At 61.2% G+C, this 15894-nt stretch carries 13 protein-coding genes; 7 read left to right on the top strand and 6 right to left on the bottom strand.

Annotated elements, in window-relative coordinates; genetic code table 11:
• Positions 1 to 21: 21 nt before the first annotated feature.
• The 3 genes from NTD88_RS22470 to NTD88_RS22460 form a co-directional block, all read right to left on the bottom strand.
• The gene (locus NTD88_RS22470; RefSeq protein ID WP_262154054.1) at positions 22 to 2832 is read right to left on the bottom strand and encodes an FAD-binding and (Fe-S)-binding domain-containing protein; all 2811 of its coding nucleotides are present in this window, start codon (positions 2830 to 2832) and stop codon (positions 22 to 24) included.
• Between the two features lie 79 nt (positions 2833 to 2911).
• Positions 2912 to 4057 carry an FMN-dependent L-lactate dehydrogenase LldD gene (lldD, locus tag NTD88_RS22465; RefSeq protein ID WP_095159717.1) on the bottom strand — a complete coding sequence of 382 codons (1146 nt, stop codon included), beginning with the start codon at positions 4055 to 4057 and terminating at the stop codon, positions 2912 to 2914.
• Positions 4058 to 4126: 69 nt separating this feature from the next.
• The gene (locus tag NTD88_RS22460; RefSeq protein ID WP_262154055.1) at positions 4127 to 5794 is read right to left on the bottom strand and encodes a lactate permease LctP family transporter; all 1668 of its coding nucleotides are present in this window, start codon (positions 5792 to 5794) and stop codon (positions 4127 to 4129) included.
• 254 nt (positions 5795 to 6048) lie between these two features.
• Here NTD88_RS22460 and NTD88_RS22455 point away from each other — a divergent pair, with 254 nt between their 5' ends.
• The gene (locus tag NTD88_RS22455) at positions 6049 to 6816 is read left to right on the top strand and encodes a GntR family transcriptional regulator (RefSeq protein ID WP_095159719.1); all 768 of its coding nucleotides are present in this window, start codon (positions 6049 to 6051) and stop codon (positions 6814 to 6816) included.
• A gap of 79 nt (positions 6817 to 6895) precedes the next feature.
• On the opposite strand, the gene smpB is transcribed toward NTD88_RS22455, so the two are convergent.
• Complete coding sequence (gene smpB, locus NTD88_RS22450) at positions 6896 to 7378, bottom strand: SsrA-binding protein SmpB (protein ID WP_095159720.1); 483 nt, start codon at positions 7376 to 7378, stop codon at positions 6896 to 6898.
• 209 nt (positions 7379 to 7587) lie between these two features.
• Here smpB and NTD88_RS22445 point away from each other — a divergent pair, with 209 nt between their 5' ends.
• A complete protein-coding gene (locus NTD88_RS22445; RefSeq protein WP_095159721.1) occupies positions 7588 to 8022 on the top strand; it encodes a type II toxin-antitoxin system RatA family toxin in 435 nt (144 codons plus the stop codon).
• 88 nt (positions 8023 to 8110) lie between these two features.
• Here NTD88_RS22445 and NTD88_RS22440 read toward each other — a convergent pair whose 3' ends face one another.
• Entirely contained in the window at positions 8111 to 8632 is a 522-nt protein-coding gene (locus NTD88_RS22440; protein WP_095159722.1) for an outer membrane protein assembly factor BamE, read from the bottom strand.
• A gap of 97 nt (positions 8633 to 8729) precedes the next feature.
• On the opposite strand from NTD88_RS22440, the gene fur reads away from it, so the two are divergent.
• Positions 8730 to 9134: a ferric iron uptake transcriptional regulator gene (fur, locus tag NTD88_RS22435; protein ID WP_095159723.1), complete on the top strand. Its 405-nt coding sequence runs from the start codon at positions 8730 to 8732 to the stop codon at positions 9132 to 9134.
• Positions 9135 to 9197: 63 nt separating this feature from the next.
• Here fur and recN read toward each other — a convergent pair whose 3' ends face one another.
• Entirely contained in the window at positions 9198 to 10871 is a 1674-nt protein-coding gene (gene recN, locus NTD88_RS22430) for a DNA repair protein RecN (protein ID WP_262154057.1), read from the bottom strand.
• A 226-nt stretch (positions 10872 to 11097) separates the two neighbouring features.
• On the opposite strand from recN, the gene grpE reads away from it, so the two are divergent.
• From grpE to dapB, 4 genes are all read left to right on the top strand, one after another.
• The gene (grpE, locus tag NTD88_RS22425; protein ID WP_110968928.1) at positions 11098 to 11664 is read left to right on the top strand and encodes a nucleotide exchange factor GrpE; all 567 of its coding nucleotides are present in this window, start codon (positions 11098 to 11100) and stop codon (positions 11662 to 11664) included.
• Positions 11665 to 11766: 102 nt separating this feature from the next.
• On the top strand, positions 11767 to 13686 hold the full coding sequence (gene dnaK, locus NTD88_RS22420; protein WP_095159726.1) for a molecular chaperone DnaK: 1920 nt from the start codon (positions 11767 to 11769) through the stop codon (positions 13684 to 13686).
• 192 nt (positions 13687 to 13878) lie between these two features.
• Complete coding sequence (dnaJ, locus tag NTD88_RS22415; protein WP_262154058.1) at positions 13879 to 15003, top strand: molecular chaperone DnaJ; 1125 nt, start codon at positions 13879 to 13881, stop codon at positions 15001 to 15003.
• A gap of 12 nt (positions 15004 to 15015) precedes the next feature.
• Positions 15016 to 15819 carry a 4-hydroxy-tetrahydrodipicolinate reductase gene (dapB, locus tag NTD88_RS22410; protein ID WP_175651980.1) on the top strand — a complete coding sequence of 268 codons (804 nt, stop codon included), beginning with the start codon at positions 15016 to 15018 and terminating at the stop codon, positions 15817 to 15819.
• The last annotated feature ends 75 nt before the right edge of the window (positions 15820 to 15894 follow it).

Genomic DNA, 15894 nt, shown 5'->3' with positions numbered 1-15894 from the left:
TAACGGCCCGCCGCGATTGGCTCAGATCGCGCGGGCGCGGGTCACCCGGTCCACCAGATAGACGAGCCCGTGATAGTCGATCCCGCCATGGTTGGACAGGCCGATCTCACAGGTCCGGCTGGTGGAAATGCCTTCGCTGCAATACTGCACGGCATCCTTCAGGCTGCGCAGCGAGTGGGCATTCAGTTCCGGTGTGGTGAAGCCCTTGTCGCCGGCAAACCCACAGCAATGAATACCTTCCGGAATCACCACGTCCTTGCTGCACATTCGCGCGAGGTCGATCAGTGCCTGGCTCTCGCCCAGGTGCTGGGTGCTGCAGGTCACATGCACGGCAATCGGGGCGTCCTGCGGCGTGAACTCAAGCTTGTCCAGCAGATGGGTGCGGATGAAGCGCACCGGGTCGTACATGTCCAGGCGGGTGTCGGCCAGGTCCTGCACCAGGCGCAGGGTGCACGGGCTGGTGTCGCAGTAGATCGGATCGAGGCCGCCACGGCTGGCATGCAGCAGGGCGCTGATCAGTTCCTGACGCTTGTGCTCGGCCTGTTCGGCGTAGCCTTTGGAGGCGAACGGCTGGCCGCAGCAGAGGCTGTCCTGGTTGTCCGGGAAGATCACTTGATAGCCGGCTTTTTCCAGCAGGCCGCGGGTCTTGTCCAGCAGCGAGGTCTGTTCGCGATCCGCCGCCGCCGGACCCATCACCCGCGACACGCAGGCCGCCAGGTACACCACGCGAGGCCGGGCATCGTTACTGGCGACACTCACCAGCGGGTTCTTCAGCGGTTGCGGCATGGCCGGCGTCCACTGTGGCAGGCGGCCGTTGCTGACCTTGCTCAACGAACGGCTGATGCGGCTCAGGCGCGGTGCGCCGAGCAGGTGACGAGCACCATTGGCGACCCGCAGGGTCAGTCGCGCGCCACTGAGGGCGGTGTGGAAATTCTCCGCCAGCCAGTCGGCGGTCTTGCCGTGATGGGCCACTTCACCGCGCAGTTTCTTCACCAGCTCGCCGGTGTTGATCCCGACCGGGCAGCGCTGGGCGCAGAGCCCGGTGGCGGCGCAGGTGTCGATGCCCTGGTACTGATAGTCACGTTCCAGCGCCGCGGTATCTTCGCCGGCGCGCTTCCTTGCCTGGATGTCCCGCCACATGACGATGCGCTGGCGCGGACTCAGGGTCAGCCCCTTGGACGGACAGACCGGTTCACAGAAACCGCACTCGATGCACTTGTCGACGATCTCGTCGGCGGCCGGCAACGGTTTCAGATTTTTCAGATGGATATCCGGGTCTTCGCTGAGCACCACATCCGGGTTGAGGATGCCGTTGGGGTCGAGCAGACGCTTGAGTTTCCACATCAATTGGTAAGCGTCGTTGCCCCATTCCAGCTCCACGAACGGTGCCATGTTGCGCCCGGTGCCGTGCTCGGCCTTGAGCGAGCCGCCGAACTCCACGGCCACCAGTTGCGCTACGTCGTCCATGAAGCCCTGGTAGCGCGCGACTTCCACGGCGCTGTTGAAGCCCTGGGTGAAGACGAAGTGCAGGTTGCCTTCCAGCGCGTGGCCGAAAATGATCGCCTCGTCGTAACGGTGCTTGTCGAATAACTGGATCAGGCGGTTGACGCCTTCGGCCAATTGTTCGACGGGGAAGGTGACGTCTTCGATGATTACCGTGGTCCCGGTCTGACGCACTGCGCCGACAGCGGGGAAGGTGTCTTTGCGGATTTTCCACAGCAGGTTGTACACCGCCGGGTCTTCGCTGAAGTCGACTTTCTGTTCCAGCGGGAATTCGGCGATGGAGGCCATGATCAGCCCCAGTTGCTCGTGCAGCAGGCTCTGGCTGGCGGCGCGGGATTCGATCAGCAGGGCGCAGGCATTGTCCGACAGGCCTTTCACCCATTCCGGCATGCCCGGTTTGTTCTGCACCGAGCGCAGGCTGCGACGGTCCAGCAGTTCCACCGCCGAGACCGGTTGTTGCTTGAGCACGGTGACGGCCTTGCAGCAGCTTTCGACGGTCGGGAAGACGATCAGCGCGGAGGCTTTGTGCGGGTGATCGACGACGGTGTCGTAGGTCACGGCGCTGATGAAGCCCAGCGTGCCTTCGGAACCGACCAGCAGGTGCTGCAGGATGTCGAGCGGCTGGTCGTAGTCCACCAGCGCATTGAGGGACAGACCTGTGGTGTTCTTCAGCCGGTATTTATGCCGGATGCGGTCAGCCAGTTCGCTATTGGCGCGGGTCTCGCGGCCGAGGCGGGCGAGTTCGTTCAACAGGTCGGCGTGGCTGTTTTCGAAGGCGGCGATGCTGGCCGGATCTTCGCTGTCCAGGCGCGTGCCGTCGGCCAGCACCAGGCGCAGGCCGGCCAGGGTGTGATAGGTGTTCTGTGCGGTGCCGCAGCACATGCCGCTGGCGTTATTGGCGACGATGCCGCCGATCTTGCAGGCGTTGATCGAGGCCGGGTCCGGGCCGATCTTGCGGCCGAACGGTGCCAGCCAGGCGTTGGCCTGGGCGCCGATGACCCCGGGTTGCAGGCGGATCTGCTCGCCCTGGCCGCGAATCTCGCGACCGTTCCAGTTGTCGCCGAGAACGATCAGCACCGAGTCGCTGATGGCCTGGCCGGACAGGCTGGTGCCGGCGGCGCGGAAGGTGACCGGCACGCGGTCGCGCTGGGCCAGGTGGATCAGGCCGACCACTTCGTCCTCGGATTCGACGCGCACCACCAGCTTGGGGATCAGCCGGTAGAAGCTGGCATCGGTACCGAAGGCCAGGGTGGAGGTGGGGTCGTCGAAGCGGCGGTCGGCGGGAATCAGTCGCTGGGCGTCGCGCAGGAACGAGGCGGGCAGGCTCATGCAGTCTCCTCGCGGGGCCGCGGCGTCTGGCGCGCCGCGTGCCCCGGTCAATCAGGCGGTGTGGGGTGTGGGCGCGCTATCAGGCGCCCAGTTCGCGGACCAGCGAGTCGCGAGTGATTTCGCTGATGGACTTGGCGCCCGTGAGCACCATGGCCACGCGCATTTCCTTCTCGAACAAGTCCAGCAGGTTGCGTACGCCGGCCTCGCCGTGGGTGGCCAGGGCATAGAGGAAGGCGCGGCCGATCATCACCGTGTCGGCACCGAGGGCGATCATGCGCACCACGTCCAGGCCACTGCGGATACCGGAGTCGGCGAGAATGGTGATGTCACCCTTCACCGCGTCGGCGATGGCCGGCAGGGCGCGGGCGCTGGACAGCACGCCGTCGAGCTGGCGACCACCATGGTTCGACACGACGATGCCGTCGGCGCCGAATTTCACTGCGTCGCGGGCGTCGTCCGGATCGAGGATGCCCTTGATGATCATCGGGCCGTCCCAGAATTCGCGGATCCACTCCAGGTCTTTCCAGGAGATCGACGGGTCGAAGTTGTTGCCCAGCCAGCCGATGTAGTCGGCCAGACCGGTGGGGTTGCCACGGTATTTGGAGATGTTGCCCAGGTCATGCGGACGCCCCAGCAGGCCGACATCGAGCGCCCATTGTGGGTGAGTCATGGCTTGCCAGACGCGGCGCAGCGGTGCGTTCGGACCGCTCATGCCGGAGTGGGCATCGCGGTAGCGAGCGCCGGGAACCGGCATGTCGACGGTGAATACCAGGGTCTTCACGCCGGCTGCCTTGGCACGCTCCAGGGCGTTGCGCATGAAGCCGCGGTCCTTGAGCACGTAAAGCTGGAACCACATTGGCCGGTCGATGGCCGGGGCAACTTCTTCGATCGGGCAGACCGAGACCGTCGACATGGTGAAGGGAATGCCCTTGGCGGCAGCCGCGCGGGCAGCCTGGACTTCGCCGCGGCGGGCGTACATGCCGGTCAGGCCTACCGGTGCCAGCACGACCGGCATGTTCAGGGTTTCATCGAACAGCCGGGTCTGCAGGCTGAGTTCGGACATGTTCTTCAGAACGCGCTGACGCAGGGCGATGCTGGCCAGGTCTTCGACGTTGTGGCGCAGGGTGTATTCGGCGTAGGCGCCACCGTCGGCGTAATGGAACAGGAATGGCGGCAGCTTGCTCTGGGCCGCGGCGCGATAGTCGGTGGAGGCGGAAATGATCATGGGGTCTCGCAGCGTTTGTGTGAGAAGGCGGCTGCCGGGCGCGCCGTGACGCGCCCGGCCCCTGTCACTTTAGTGGTGAACCAGCATCCCGGTCAGCCAGTAGGCCTGGACCAGAGTGATCACGCCAACGATGGTGGCGAAGAACAGGCTGTGCTTGAGGGTGAAGCGGAACAGGTCCGATTCCTTGCCGACCAGGCCGGTGGCGGCGCAGGCCACGGCGATGGATTGCGGGGAAATCATCTTGCCGGTCACGCCGCCGCTGGTGTTCGCCGCGACCAGGAGGGTGTCGTTGACCCCGATCTGGTGGGCGGTGGTGGCCTGCAGCGAGCTGAACAGGGCGTTGGACGAGGTGTCCGAACCGGTCAGGAACACGCCCAGCCAGCCGAGGAACGGCGAGAAGAACGGGAACGCGGCGCCGGTGCCGGCCAGTACCAGGGCCATGGTCGACGACATGCCCGAGTAGTTGGTGACGAAGGCGAACGCCAGAACCATGCCGATGGACAGGATCGGCCAGCGCAGTTCGTAGAAGGTCTCTTTCAAAGTGGTCAGACCAGTTTTGAAATTGATCTTCAGGACGATCATCGACAGCAGCGCCGAGATGAAGATCGCAGTACCGGTGGCGGAAATCGGGTCGAGCTTGAACACCGCCGGCATCGCGGTTGGCGCGGTGACGATCGGGGCGGTCTTGATGACCAGTTGATCCAGGTGCGGGATGGCGAAGTTGAACACCCAGTTGTACATCGCGCCACCAGAGGCGAACGCGGCCTTGAATGGCTTCAGGGTCCAGATGGTGACCAGCACGGTCAGGATCAGGAACGGCGACCAGGCCTTGAAGATTTCACCCAGGCTGTACGGCGTAGGTTGGCTGCCGGTATTGACCACGGCGGCACCGACGCTACCAGTGGCGGTAGTGAACGAGCGCTTGGGTTGCCAGACCTTCAGGAACAGGGTCAGGGAGATCAGGCTGGCGAGGGCCGAGGTGATGTCCGGCAGCTCTGGGCCAATGAAGTTCGAGGTGAAGTACTGGGTGACGGCGAAGCTCAGGCCGGCAACCAGGGCGGCAGGCCAGGTTTCTTTCACACCACGCAGGCCGTCCATCATGAACACCAGCCAGAACGGTACGAACAGCGACAGCAGCGGCAGTTGACGACCGGTCATCGCGCCGATGTGGAACGCATCGATACCGGTGACCTGGCCCGCGACGATGATCGGGATACCCAGGGCGCCAAAGGCGACGGGCGCGGTGTTGGCGATCAGGCACAGGCCGGCGGCGTACAGCGGGTTGAAGCCGAGGCCCACGAGCAGGGCGGCGGTGATGGCCACCGGAGCACCGAAGCCGGCCGCACCTTCAAGGAAGGCGCCGAAGCAGAAGCCGATCAGCAGCACTTGCAGGCGTTGGTCGTCGGTAATCGACAGCACCGAGCTGCGGATCACTTCGAACTGGCCACTCTTGACCGTCAGTTTGTACAGGAAGACTGCGGCGACGATGATCCAGGCAATCGGCCACAGACCATAGGCGAAGCCGTAACCGGCGGCAGCGAACGCCATGTCGGCAGGCATCTGGAAGGCGAAGATCGCGACCAGAATCGACAGGCCCAGCGTGATGCTGCCTGCAATGTGTCCCTTGAGGCGGAACACGGCCAGCGCCAGGAAGAAGAAGACGATTGGAATGACCGCCGCCAGTGCGGACAGGCCGAGACTACCAAGCGGGCTATAGATTTGTTGCCATGTTTGCATGTTGGGTGGCCCCTAATTGTTGTTGGTCAGGCACTGGCATTGGTTAATTGGTAATACCAATTTACAATGTCGAGGCGCTAGGTTAAAAGCCTCCTTATCGGTGTGTCAATTTGTCCCGGTAAAACTTTCGTCGGATGCCGTGGGAAGGGGCTGACTGAGTGGTAAGGAAACTTGCCAACTGAGTGGTGTGGCGGGTGGCCGGATAGGCCAAAATAGACGGCCCCGAACTGACTCGGGATTGTGGAGAGCACGTGATGGTTTTCGACCAGGTCCGCCAGCGCCGTTTGTCCGACGATATCGTCGAGCGGCTGGAAGGAATGATTCTTGAGGGCACCCTGACCGCCGGCGAGCGCTTGCCGGCCGAGCGGGTGCTGGCTGAACAGTTCGGTGTGTCGCGCCCGTCGTTGCGCGAGGCAATCCAGAAACTGGTGGCCAAAGGCATGCTGGTCAGCCGCCAGGGCGGTGGCAACTATGTGGTTGAATCGCTGGGGACGACCTTCAGTGATCCATTGCTGCAACTGCTCGAAAACAATCCTGAAGCCCAGCGCGACCTGCTGGAGTTCCGCCATACCCTTGAGGCGTCATGCGCGTATTACGCGGCCATGCGCGCCACGGATGTGGATCGTGAGCGGCTCAAGGCGGCGTTCGATACCTTGCAGGACTGCTACACCCGGTGCGACGAAGTCAGTCGGGCGGAAGAGGGCGCTGCGGATGCGCGCTTCCATCTGGCGATTGCTGAAGCCAGCCATAACGCGGTGTTGCTGCACACCATTCGCGGGCTGTTCGATCTGCTCAAGCGCAACGTGGTGACCAACATCGGCGGGATGTACAAGCAGCGCACGGAAACCCGCGACATGCTGATCAGTCAGCACCGCGATTTGTATCTGGCGATTGTCGAAGGACGCGCGCAGGACGCTCGCGAAGTGTCGAGCCGACACATTCTGTATGTGCAGGAAGTGTTGGAGGAGGTGAGGCAGGAGGTTCAGCGGGTGGCGCGGGCGGAGCGACGCAAGGGCCGTTGAATGATGTGCACGGCCATCGCTGGCAAGCGGAGCGCCGCCCGGCCAGCGATGAGGCCTTGAAAGACTGAATGCAGATGAATCAGTCTTCGCGCCCTTTGTTGCGCACTGCGCGCTGCAATTCGCGATCGGAATCACGCTCGCGCTGTGTGTCGCGCTTGTCGTATTCCTTCTTGCCCTTGCCCAGAGCGATCTCGCACTTGATCAAGTGCTTGCTCCAGTACATGGACAGCGCGACGCAGGTATAGCCCTTCTGCTGCACGCCCACGAACAGACGTTCCAGCTCGCGGCGATTGAGCAGCAGCTTGCGGGTGCGTGTCGGGTCGGCAATGACGTGGGTGCTGGCTGCCGTCAACGGAGTAATGTGGCTGCCCATCAGCCAGGCTTCACCGTCCTTGAGCAGCACGTAGCTGTCCACCAGGTGCGCCTTGCCGGCACGCAGGCTTTTTACTTCCCAACCGGACAGGACCAGTCCGGCCTCGAATTTGTGTTCGATGAAGTAATCGTGTCGCGCTTTCTTGTTCTGCGCGATGGTCCCTGTCGGATGTTTCGTTTGTTTGGCCATAGGGGCGGCATTATAGGCAGTCGTTGCGTCGTCGGCTACGGGGGAGTGGTGAGCTTGAGCCCTCGCAATGAATCCCGGACAATGCCCGCATTTTTCGGCCACTCCGCTGTCATCAGTGATGTGGCATTTGGCCGGTTGCCGGGTGCCGCATTCTTTGTTCTAGTGGCGCCGGTTTGCTTTTTTCGCTCAGTTTTGGAAATGACGCCTGGATGACTACCCATATTCAACGGTCGGCCCTGCTGCCTTATCCCGCTCGGTCACTCTACGATCTGGTCAACGATGTTGCGCGCTATCCGGAGTTTCTGCCGTGGTGCTCGGCGAGCACGGTACTGGAAGTCAGCGAGACGCATATGCGGGCCAAGGTCGAGGTGGCCAAGGGCGGTATCAGCCAGCATTTCGTAACCCGGAATGTGCTGGTGCCGGGGCAGTCCATTGAAATGAATCTGGAGGAGGGGCCGTTCAGTCAGTTGCACGGGCTCTGGGTGTTCAAGCCGCTGGGTGAGAAGGCCTGCAAGATCAGTCTTGATCTGTCCTTCGAGTATTCCGGGGCACTGGTGCGCGCGACCTTGGGGCCGCTGTTCAACCAAGCCGCCAACACGCTGGTCGATGCGTTCTGTCAGCGGGCCAAGCAGCTCAACGGTTGAGAGGGTAAGAAGGGTCTTCAATCAAGCCGGCCGCTGAAGGCAGACGTAAAAAAGCCCGAACATGTTCGGGCTTTTTTGTGGCTTCGGATCACTGCGTTTGCAGTGGTTCCTGAACCGGGACAGGCATGACTTCGATGGTATCGACGTCGCGCTGGATCTTGTCTTCCAGCGAGCCAGGGCGTGCTGGCTTGTCCACTTTCACCGGCTTGACCTGTTGTTCAGGCTGGGTGACGGTGGTGTTGCTCTCGCTGCCGAGGATTTCCTGGTCGCGGCTCACGCCTGGCATGAAGTCGCCGGACAGGCTGGCCAGTTGGTCGCTTTCGTTGAAGAAAATACTGATGCGTTCCTGTTGGCGCTCGCCGCCGCCTGGCTGCAGGCTATACAGGTAGTCCCAGCGATTGGTATGGAACGTATCCTGGATCAGCGGGTTGCCCATGATAAACCGTACTTGCCGACGGGTCATTCCGGGGCGCAATTGGTCTATCATGTCCTGCGTCACGACATTGCCCTGCTGGATGTCGATTTTGTAAACCCCGGGAAACGAGCAACCGGCGAGTGCGAGCAGTCCCACGAGGGTGAGGCTGGTTAGCAAGAGCTTGGTGTTTTGCATCGGTGGGCGACTTCCACTATCTTGGCTGGACAACGTAAACCCCGATCATACCCGTATTCAGAGAAGCTGCGAAGCAGCATCGGCGAGAAAGCTGACCATGGTTGAAAATAGCGAACTGCGCAAAGCCGGTCTCAAGGTAACCCTGCCTCGAGTCAAGATCCTACAGATGCTCGACTCCACCGAGCAGCGCCATATGAGCGCTGAAGATGTCTACAAGGCATTGATGGAAGCGGGAGAAGATGTTGGCCTGGCCACGGTGTACCGTGTTCTGACCCAGTTCGAGGCGGCCGGTCTGGTCGTGCGTCACAACTTCGACGGCGGTCATGCGGTATTCGAACTGGCCGACGGCGGCCACCACGACCATATGGTCAACGTGGAATCCGGTGAGGTGATCGAGTTCTTCGATCCCGAAATCGAGAAGCGTCAGAAAGAAATTGTTGCCCAGCATGGTTACGAGCTGGTTGATCACAATCTGGTGCTGTACGTACGCAAGAAGAAGTAAGCGCTAGCGCTTGCGGCAAAAGCTTCGAAGGCGACCTCAGGGTCGCCTTCGTGCTTTCCGGGGTCAGGCTTTGCTGGTCACGACCATCTTCTTGGCGTGGGCGAGAGATTCCTTGGTCAGATCGATGCCGCCGAGCATCCGTGCAACTTCCTCGACGCGTTCGCGCTTGCCCAGGCTGGCAACCGCGGTGTGGGTGGCATCGCTGTTGCGGACCTTGTGCACGAACAGGTGGTGATGGCCTTGCGCGGCAACCTGCGGCAGGTGAGTGACGGTCAGTACCTGGCCGCGTTCGCCGAGTCGGCGCAGCAATTGCCCGACGATTTCTGCGGTAGGGCCGCCGATCCCCACATCCACTTCGTCGAATACCAGTGTCGGGATGCGTGAGGTCTGTGCGGTGATCACCTGGATGGCCAGGCTGATGCGTGACAGCTCGCCCCCTGACGCCACTTTTGCCAGGCCCTTGAGTGGTTGACCAGGGTTGGCGCTGACCAGCAACTCCACCTGTTCCAGGCCATGCGGGTGCAGGTCATCGCTGTTGCCAGCGCGTAGCTCGATACAGAAGCGTCCTCCGGGCATTCCCAGGCGCTGAATTTCAACTTCTACCGCCGCGGCAAGCTGATTGGCCGCACTCCGACGCAGTCCGCTGAGCTCGCTGGCCTTCTCTTGGTAATGACGGGCATACGCCTTCAGTTCTTCTTCCAGCCGCTCGATGGATTCGTCGTTGGCATTGAGGCTTTCCAGCTCTTCGCCCAGGCGTTGTTGCAGGCTGATCAATTCACTGGGGTGCACGCGATGCTTGCGCGCCAGGGTGTAGAGCGTATCCAGGCGTTCTTCCAGCTGCTGCAGGCGCGCCGGGTCAGCATCGAAGTTGTCGAGGAAACGGTTGAGCTCGCCCACCGCTTCCTCGACCTGGATCTGTGCGCTGGCAATCAGGTTGGCAGCCTCGCCCAGGGCGTGCGGTGCGTTGTTTATCGCGGTCAGGCGGTTGAGGCTGACAGTCAGTGCGCTGAGCACGTTGCCCGAATCGTTTTCGCTGCAGTGGTCGATCACTTGGCGGCAGATGCCGAACAGCGCCTCGGCATTGGTCAGGTTCTTGTGTTCCTGTTCCAGTTGCTCCAGTTCGTTTTCGCCGAGGCCGAGATTGTCCAACTCTTCCAGTTGATAGCTGAGCAACTGGTGTTGCGCGCGCTGCTCGTCACCGGAATTGCACAGTCGGTCCAGCTCTGCGCGTGTCTGGCGCCAGCGCTGGGCTGCCATCTGCACCTGGCGGGCAAGATCGGTGGCGCCGGCGTACTCATCGAGCAGACGACGGTGGGTGTCGGTTTTCAGCAGCGACTGGTGTTCGTGCTGGCTGTGGATGTCGATCAGCAATTCGCCGACCGCCTTGAGGTCGCCCAGCGGGCAGGGCGTGCCGTTGATGTAGCCGCGGCTACGGCCCTCGGCGGTGATGACCCGGCGCAGAATGCATGGGCCGTCGTTGTCGAGGTCGCGTTCGGCCAGCCAGGTGCGTGCTTCAGGAATGTCGATCAGGTCGAAGGTCGCGAGGATGTCGGCCTTGTCCGCGCCGGGGCGCACCACGCCGCTGTCGGCACGATCACCCAGCGTCAGGCCGAGCGCGTCGAGCATGATTGATTTGCCAGCACCGGTTTCGCCGGTGATGACGCTCATGCCTCGGGCGAGTTCGAGGTCGAGGTGCTCGACGATGGCGTAATTGTGGATGGACAGGTGCACCAGCATTCGGGCGGCTCCCAGAAAAATGTCTGGTTATTTATACAGTGTTTTCAAATTCCCTGACAATGCCCGCGCTTAGTCCGATTCCGTCGCCGAGGCCGCGTTTTGATCGCGGACAGTTATGTCGTCGCCACATTGATGTTCAATCACCCTTGAAGCTGCTTTTTGCGACCCCATATAGGCCGGCAGATACGCGAGTCGAGCTCGCTGACGAAATGAGAGGAGAGATTTCATGGCTGATGAACAGATGCTGGACGAACAGAATCTGAACGCCGACAAATCCGCCGACGCGGGCGCCAACGAGCTGGCTGCGCGCGTACAGGTGCTCGAAGAGCAACTGGCGGCGGCCCAGGATCAGGCCCTGCGTACCGCGGCCGATCTGCAGAATATTCGCCGCCGCGCCGAACAGGACGTGGAAAAGGCGCACAAATTTGCTCTGGAGAAGTTCGCTGGCGACCTGCTGCCGGTGATCGACAGCCTGGAGCGTGGCCTTGAGCTGTCCAACCCGGATGACGAAAGCATTCGTCCGATGCGCGAAGGCATCGAGCTGACCCTGAAGATGTTCCAGGACACCCTCAAGCGCTTCAACCTCGAAGCCATTGATCCGCACGGCGAGCCGTTCAATGCCGAGCATCACCAGGCAATGGCCCTGCAGGAAAGTGCCGAGGTCGAGCCGAACACCGTGCTCAAGGTCTTCCAGAAGGGCTATCAGCTCAATGGTCGCCTGCTGCGCCCGGCCATGGTCGTGGTCAGCAAGGCTCCAGCGCCAGTTTCGCCTTCTATCGACGAGAAGGCTTGAAATTAACCTGGCGACCCCCATCTAGGTGTCAAGCGTTTAAGTGCTACCGCAGTTGGCCAACACCACTGCGGCAACCAAATCCAAAGTTTCGGGAGAGTTAACATGGGCAAAATTATCGGTATCGACCTGGGGACTACCAACTCCTGCGTCTCCATTCTGGAAAACGGCAACGTCAAGGTGATCGAGAACGCCGAAGGCGCTCGCACCACGCCGTCGATCATCGCTTACGCCAACGATGGCGAAATCCTGGTTGGCCAGTCGGCCAAGCGCCAGGCAGTGACCAACCCGCACAACACCCTGTACGCGGTAAAACGTCTGATCGGTCGTCGCTTCGATGAAGAAGTCGTGCAGAAAGACATCCAGATGGTTCCGTACAAGATCGTCAAGGCTGACAACAGCGACGCCTGGGTGGAAGTGAATGGTCAGAAAATGGCTCCGCCGCAAATCAGCGCCGAAGTCCTGAAAAAGATGAAGAAAACCGCCGAAGACTACCTCGGCGAAGCAGTGACCGAAGCGGTCATCACTGTTCCTGCGTACTTCAACGACAGCCAGCGCCAGGCTACCAAAGACGCTGGTCGCATTGCTGGTCTGGACGTAAAACGGATCATCAACGAACCAACTGCGGCCGCTCTGGCCTACGGTATGGACAAGGCCCGTGGCGACCACACCGTCATCGTTTATGACCTGGGTGGCGGTACCTTCGACGTGTCGGTGATCGAGATCGCTGAAGTCGACGGCGAGCATCAGTTCGAAGTACTGGCAACCAACGGTGACACGTTCCTCGGTGGTGAAGACTTCGACATTCGCCTGATCGACTACCTCGTCGACGAGTTCAAGAAAGAAAGCGGCATGAACCTGAAAGGTGACCCGCTGGCGATGCAGCGTCTGAAAGAAGCTGCTGAAAAAGCCAAGATCGAGCTGTCCTCGAGCCAGCAGACCGACGTCAACCTGCCGTACATTACTGCTGATGCGACCGGTCCGAAGCACCTGAACGTGAAGATCTCCCGCGCCAAGCTGGAGTCGCTGGTCGAAGACCTGGTTCAGCGCACCATCGAGCCTTGCCGCATCGCTCTGAAAGATGCCGGTATCGACGTCAGCAAGATCGACGATGTGATCCTGGTCGGTGGCCAGACCCGTATGCCGCTGGTGCAGAAAACCGTTGCTGATTTCTTCGGCAAGGAAGCGCGTAAAGACGTCAACCCGGACGAAGCTGTTGCCATGGGTGCTGCCATCCAGGGTGCGGTTCTGGCAGGTGACGTGAAAGACGTGCTGCTGCTGGACGTCAGCCCGCTGACCCTGGGTATCGAAACCATGGGTGGCGTGATGACCGCGCTGATCGAGAAAAACACCACCATCCCGACCAAAAAGTCGCAGGTGTTCTCGACTGCCGATGACAACCAGGGCGCCGTGACCATTCACGTGCTGCAGGGTGAGCGTAAACAGGCTGCACAGAACAAGTCCTTGGGCAAGTTCGACCTGGCCGAGATTCCACCTGCTCCACGTGGCGTGCCACAAATCGAAGTGACCTTCGACATCGACGCCAACGGCATCCTGCACGTCGGCGCGAAAGACAAGGCCACCGGCAAGCAACAGTCCATCGTGATCAAGGCCAACTCCGGTCTGTCCGAGGAAGAAATCCAGCAGATGGTCCGCGACGCTGAAGTCAACGCCGAGGAAGACCGCAAGTTCGAAGAGCTGGCAGTAGCCCGTAACCAGGGTGACGCGCTGGTTCACTCGACTCGCAAGATGGTCGCTGACGCCGGTGACAAGGTGACTGCTGACGAGAAGTCGGCGATCGAAGCCGCTGTTGTTGCTCTGGAAGCTGCTGTCAAAGGCGACGACAAGGCTGCTATCGATGCCAAGGTCGAAGAACTGTCGAAAGTCTCCGCTCCGGTTGCTCAGAAGATGTACGCCGAGCAGGCCGAGAAGCCGGAAGCGGGTGCTCAGGCACAGCAGGCTGACGAAGCCAAGCACGACGACGTCGTCGACGCGGAGTTCGAAGAAGTCAAAGACAACAAGTAATTGCTGCTTGTTGTCGGCCGGTTGACTGATGTTTGACGTTGACTGGTAGGATATCGCCGCGCGGGGGCTTGCTCCCGCGTTGGCGTGTCTGGAATACCCGAATTTTTACAGCACTGGTTCACATGCCGGTGCTGTCGGCACAGCGCTCAACGCGCAGAGGTTTGCCGAACGTCCTCAAGAGTGCATAGAACCATGGCGAAGCGTGACTATTACGAGGTTCTGGGAGTCGAGCGAGGCGCAAGCGAGGCCGATCTGAAAAAGGCCTATCGCCGCCTGGCGATGAAGCATCACCCGGACCGTAATCCCGACGACAAAGAGTCGGAAGAGAAATTCAAGGAAGCCAACGAGGCATACGAAGTCCTGTCCGATGCCAGCAAGCGCGCGGCCTACGACCAGTATGGCCATGCCGGTGTCGACCCAAGCATGGGTGGCGGCGGTGCGGGCTTCGGTGGCGCCAACTTCTCCGACATCTTTGGCGATGTCTTCAGTGATTTCTTTGGCGGTGGCCGCGGCGGCTCTCGTGGTGGCGCCCAGCGTGGAAGCGACCTGCGTTACACGCTGGAACTGAACCTTGAAGAAGCGGTGCGCGGTACCACGGTCAATATCCGTGTACCGACGCTGGTCAATTGCAATCCTTGTGATGGTTCCGGTGCGAAGAAAGGTTCTTCGCCGGCGACCTGCCCGACCTGCGGTGGCATTGGTCAGGTGCGCATGCAGCAAGGCTTCTTCTCTGTGCAGCAGACCTGTCCGCGCTGCCAGGGCCAAGGCAAGATCATCACCGACCCGTGCGACGCCTGCCACGGCGAAGGTCGCATCGAAGAGTACAAGACGCTGTCGGTCAAGGTGCCGGCTGGCGTCGATACCGGCGACCGCATTCGTCTTTCCGGCGAGGGCGAGGCGGGTACTCAGGGTGGTCCGACCGGTGACCTGTATGTCGTGATCAATGTGCGTGAGCACCCGATCTTCCGACGCGACGGCAAGCATCTGTATTGCGAAGTGCCAATCAGCTACACCGATGCTGCACTGGGTGGCGAGCTGGAGGTGCCGACCCTCGATGGTCGGGTCAAGCTGAAGATCCCGGAAGGGACCCAGACCGGCAAGCAGTTCCGTCTGCGCGGTAAGGGTGTCGCTCCGGTGCGCGGCGGCGGTGCCGGTGACCTGGTGTGTCGGGTGGCTGTAGAAACTCCGGTTAATCTCAGTCGCCGTCAGCGTGAGCTTCTCGAAGAACTGCGTGCTTCACTGGAAGGCGATAGTTCCCATTCTCCCAAGGCCAATGGCTGGTTCGAGGGTGTAAAGCGCTTCTTCGGCGATCTGTAAAAAGGAAAAGGCATGCGACGTATAGCGGTAGTGGGCGCGGCAGGGCGCATGGGCAAAACCCTGATCGAGGCGATTCAGCAGACTCAGGGTGCTGGCCTCACGGCGGCGGTTGATCGTCCCGACAGCACGCTGGTGGGTGCTGATGCTGGTGAGCTGGCTGCGCTGGGGCGCATTGGTGTGCCGCTTTCCGGCGACCTCGCGCGAGTCGTGGATGAGTTCGATGTGCTTATCGACTTCACTCACCCTTCGGTCACGCTGAAGAACCTGGCTTTCTGCCGCAAGGCGGGTAAGGCCATGGTTATTGGCACCACCGGTTTCAGTGTCGAGGAAAAGCAACTGCTGGCCGAGGCGGGCAAAGAGATTCCGATCGTCTTTGCCGCCAACTTCAGCATCGGCGTCAATCTGTGCCTGAAGCTACTCGACACCGCTGCTCGTGTGCTGGGTGATGAGGTGGATATCGAGATTCTCGAAGCTCACCACCGCCACAAGGTCGATGCGCCGTCCGGTACCGCGCTGCGCATGGGCGAAGTGGTTGCCCAGGCGCTGGGTCGCAATCTGCAAGAAGTGGCTGTCTACGGCCGTGAAGGCCAGACCGGCGCCCGTGATCGCCAGACCATCGGTTTCGCCACTGTGCGTGCCGGTGATGTAGTGGGTGATCACACGGTGCTGTTTGCCGCAGAAGGCGAGCGTGTCGAGATCACTCACAAGGCATCCAGTCGCATGACCTTCGCCAAGGGTGCAGTGCGTGCTGCGCTCTGGCTCGATGGCCGTGAGCCAGGTCTGTACGACATGCAGGATGTGCTCGACCTGCATTGATTTATCGCCTCATCTCTCTCGGAAACGGGCTGGTCAGTGACGGTCAGCTCGTTTTCGCAGCCCTTGTGATGCGAC

The organism is Pseudomonas sp. 20P_3.2_Bac5 (assembly GCF_025466035.1).
In the GTDB taxonomy this organism is placed as follows: domain Bacteria; phylum Pseudomonadota; class Gammaproteobacteria; order Pseudomonadales; family Pseudomonadaceae; genus Aquipseudomonas.
This window is presented reverse-complemented; position numbering and strand designations above follow the sequence as displayed.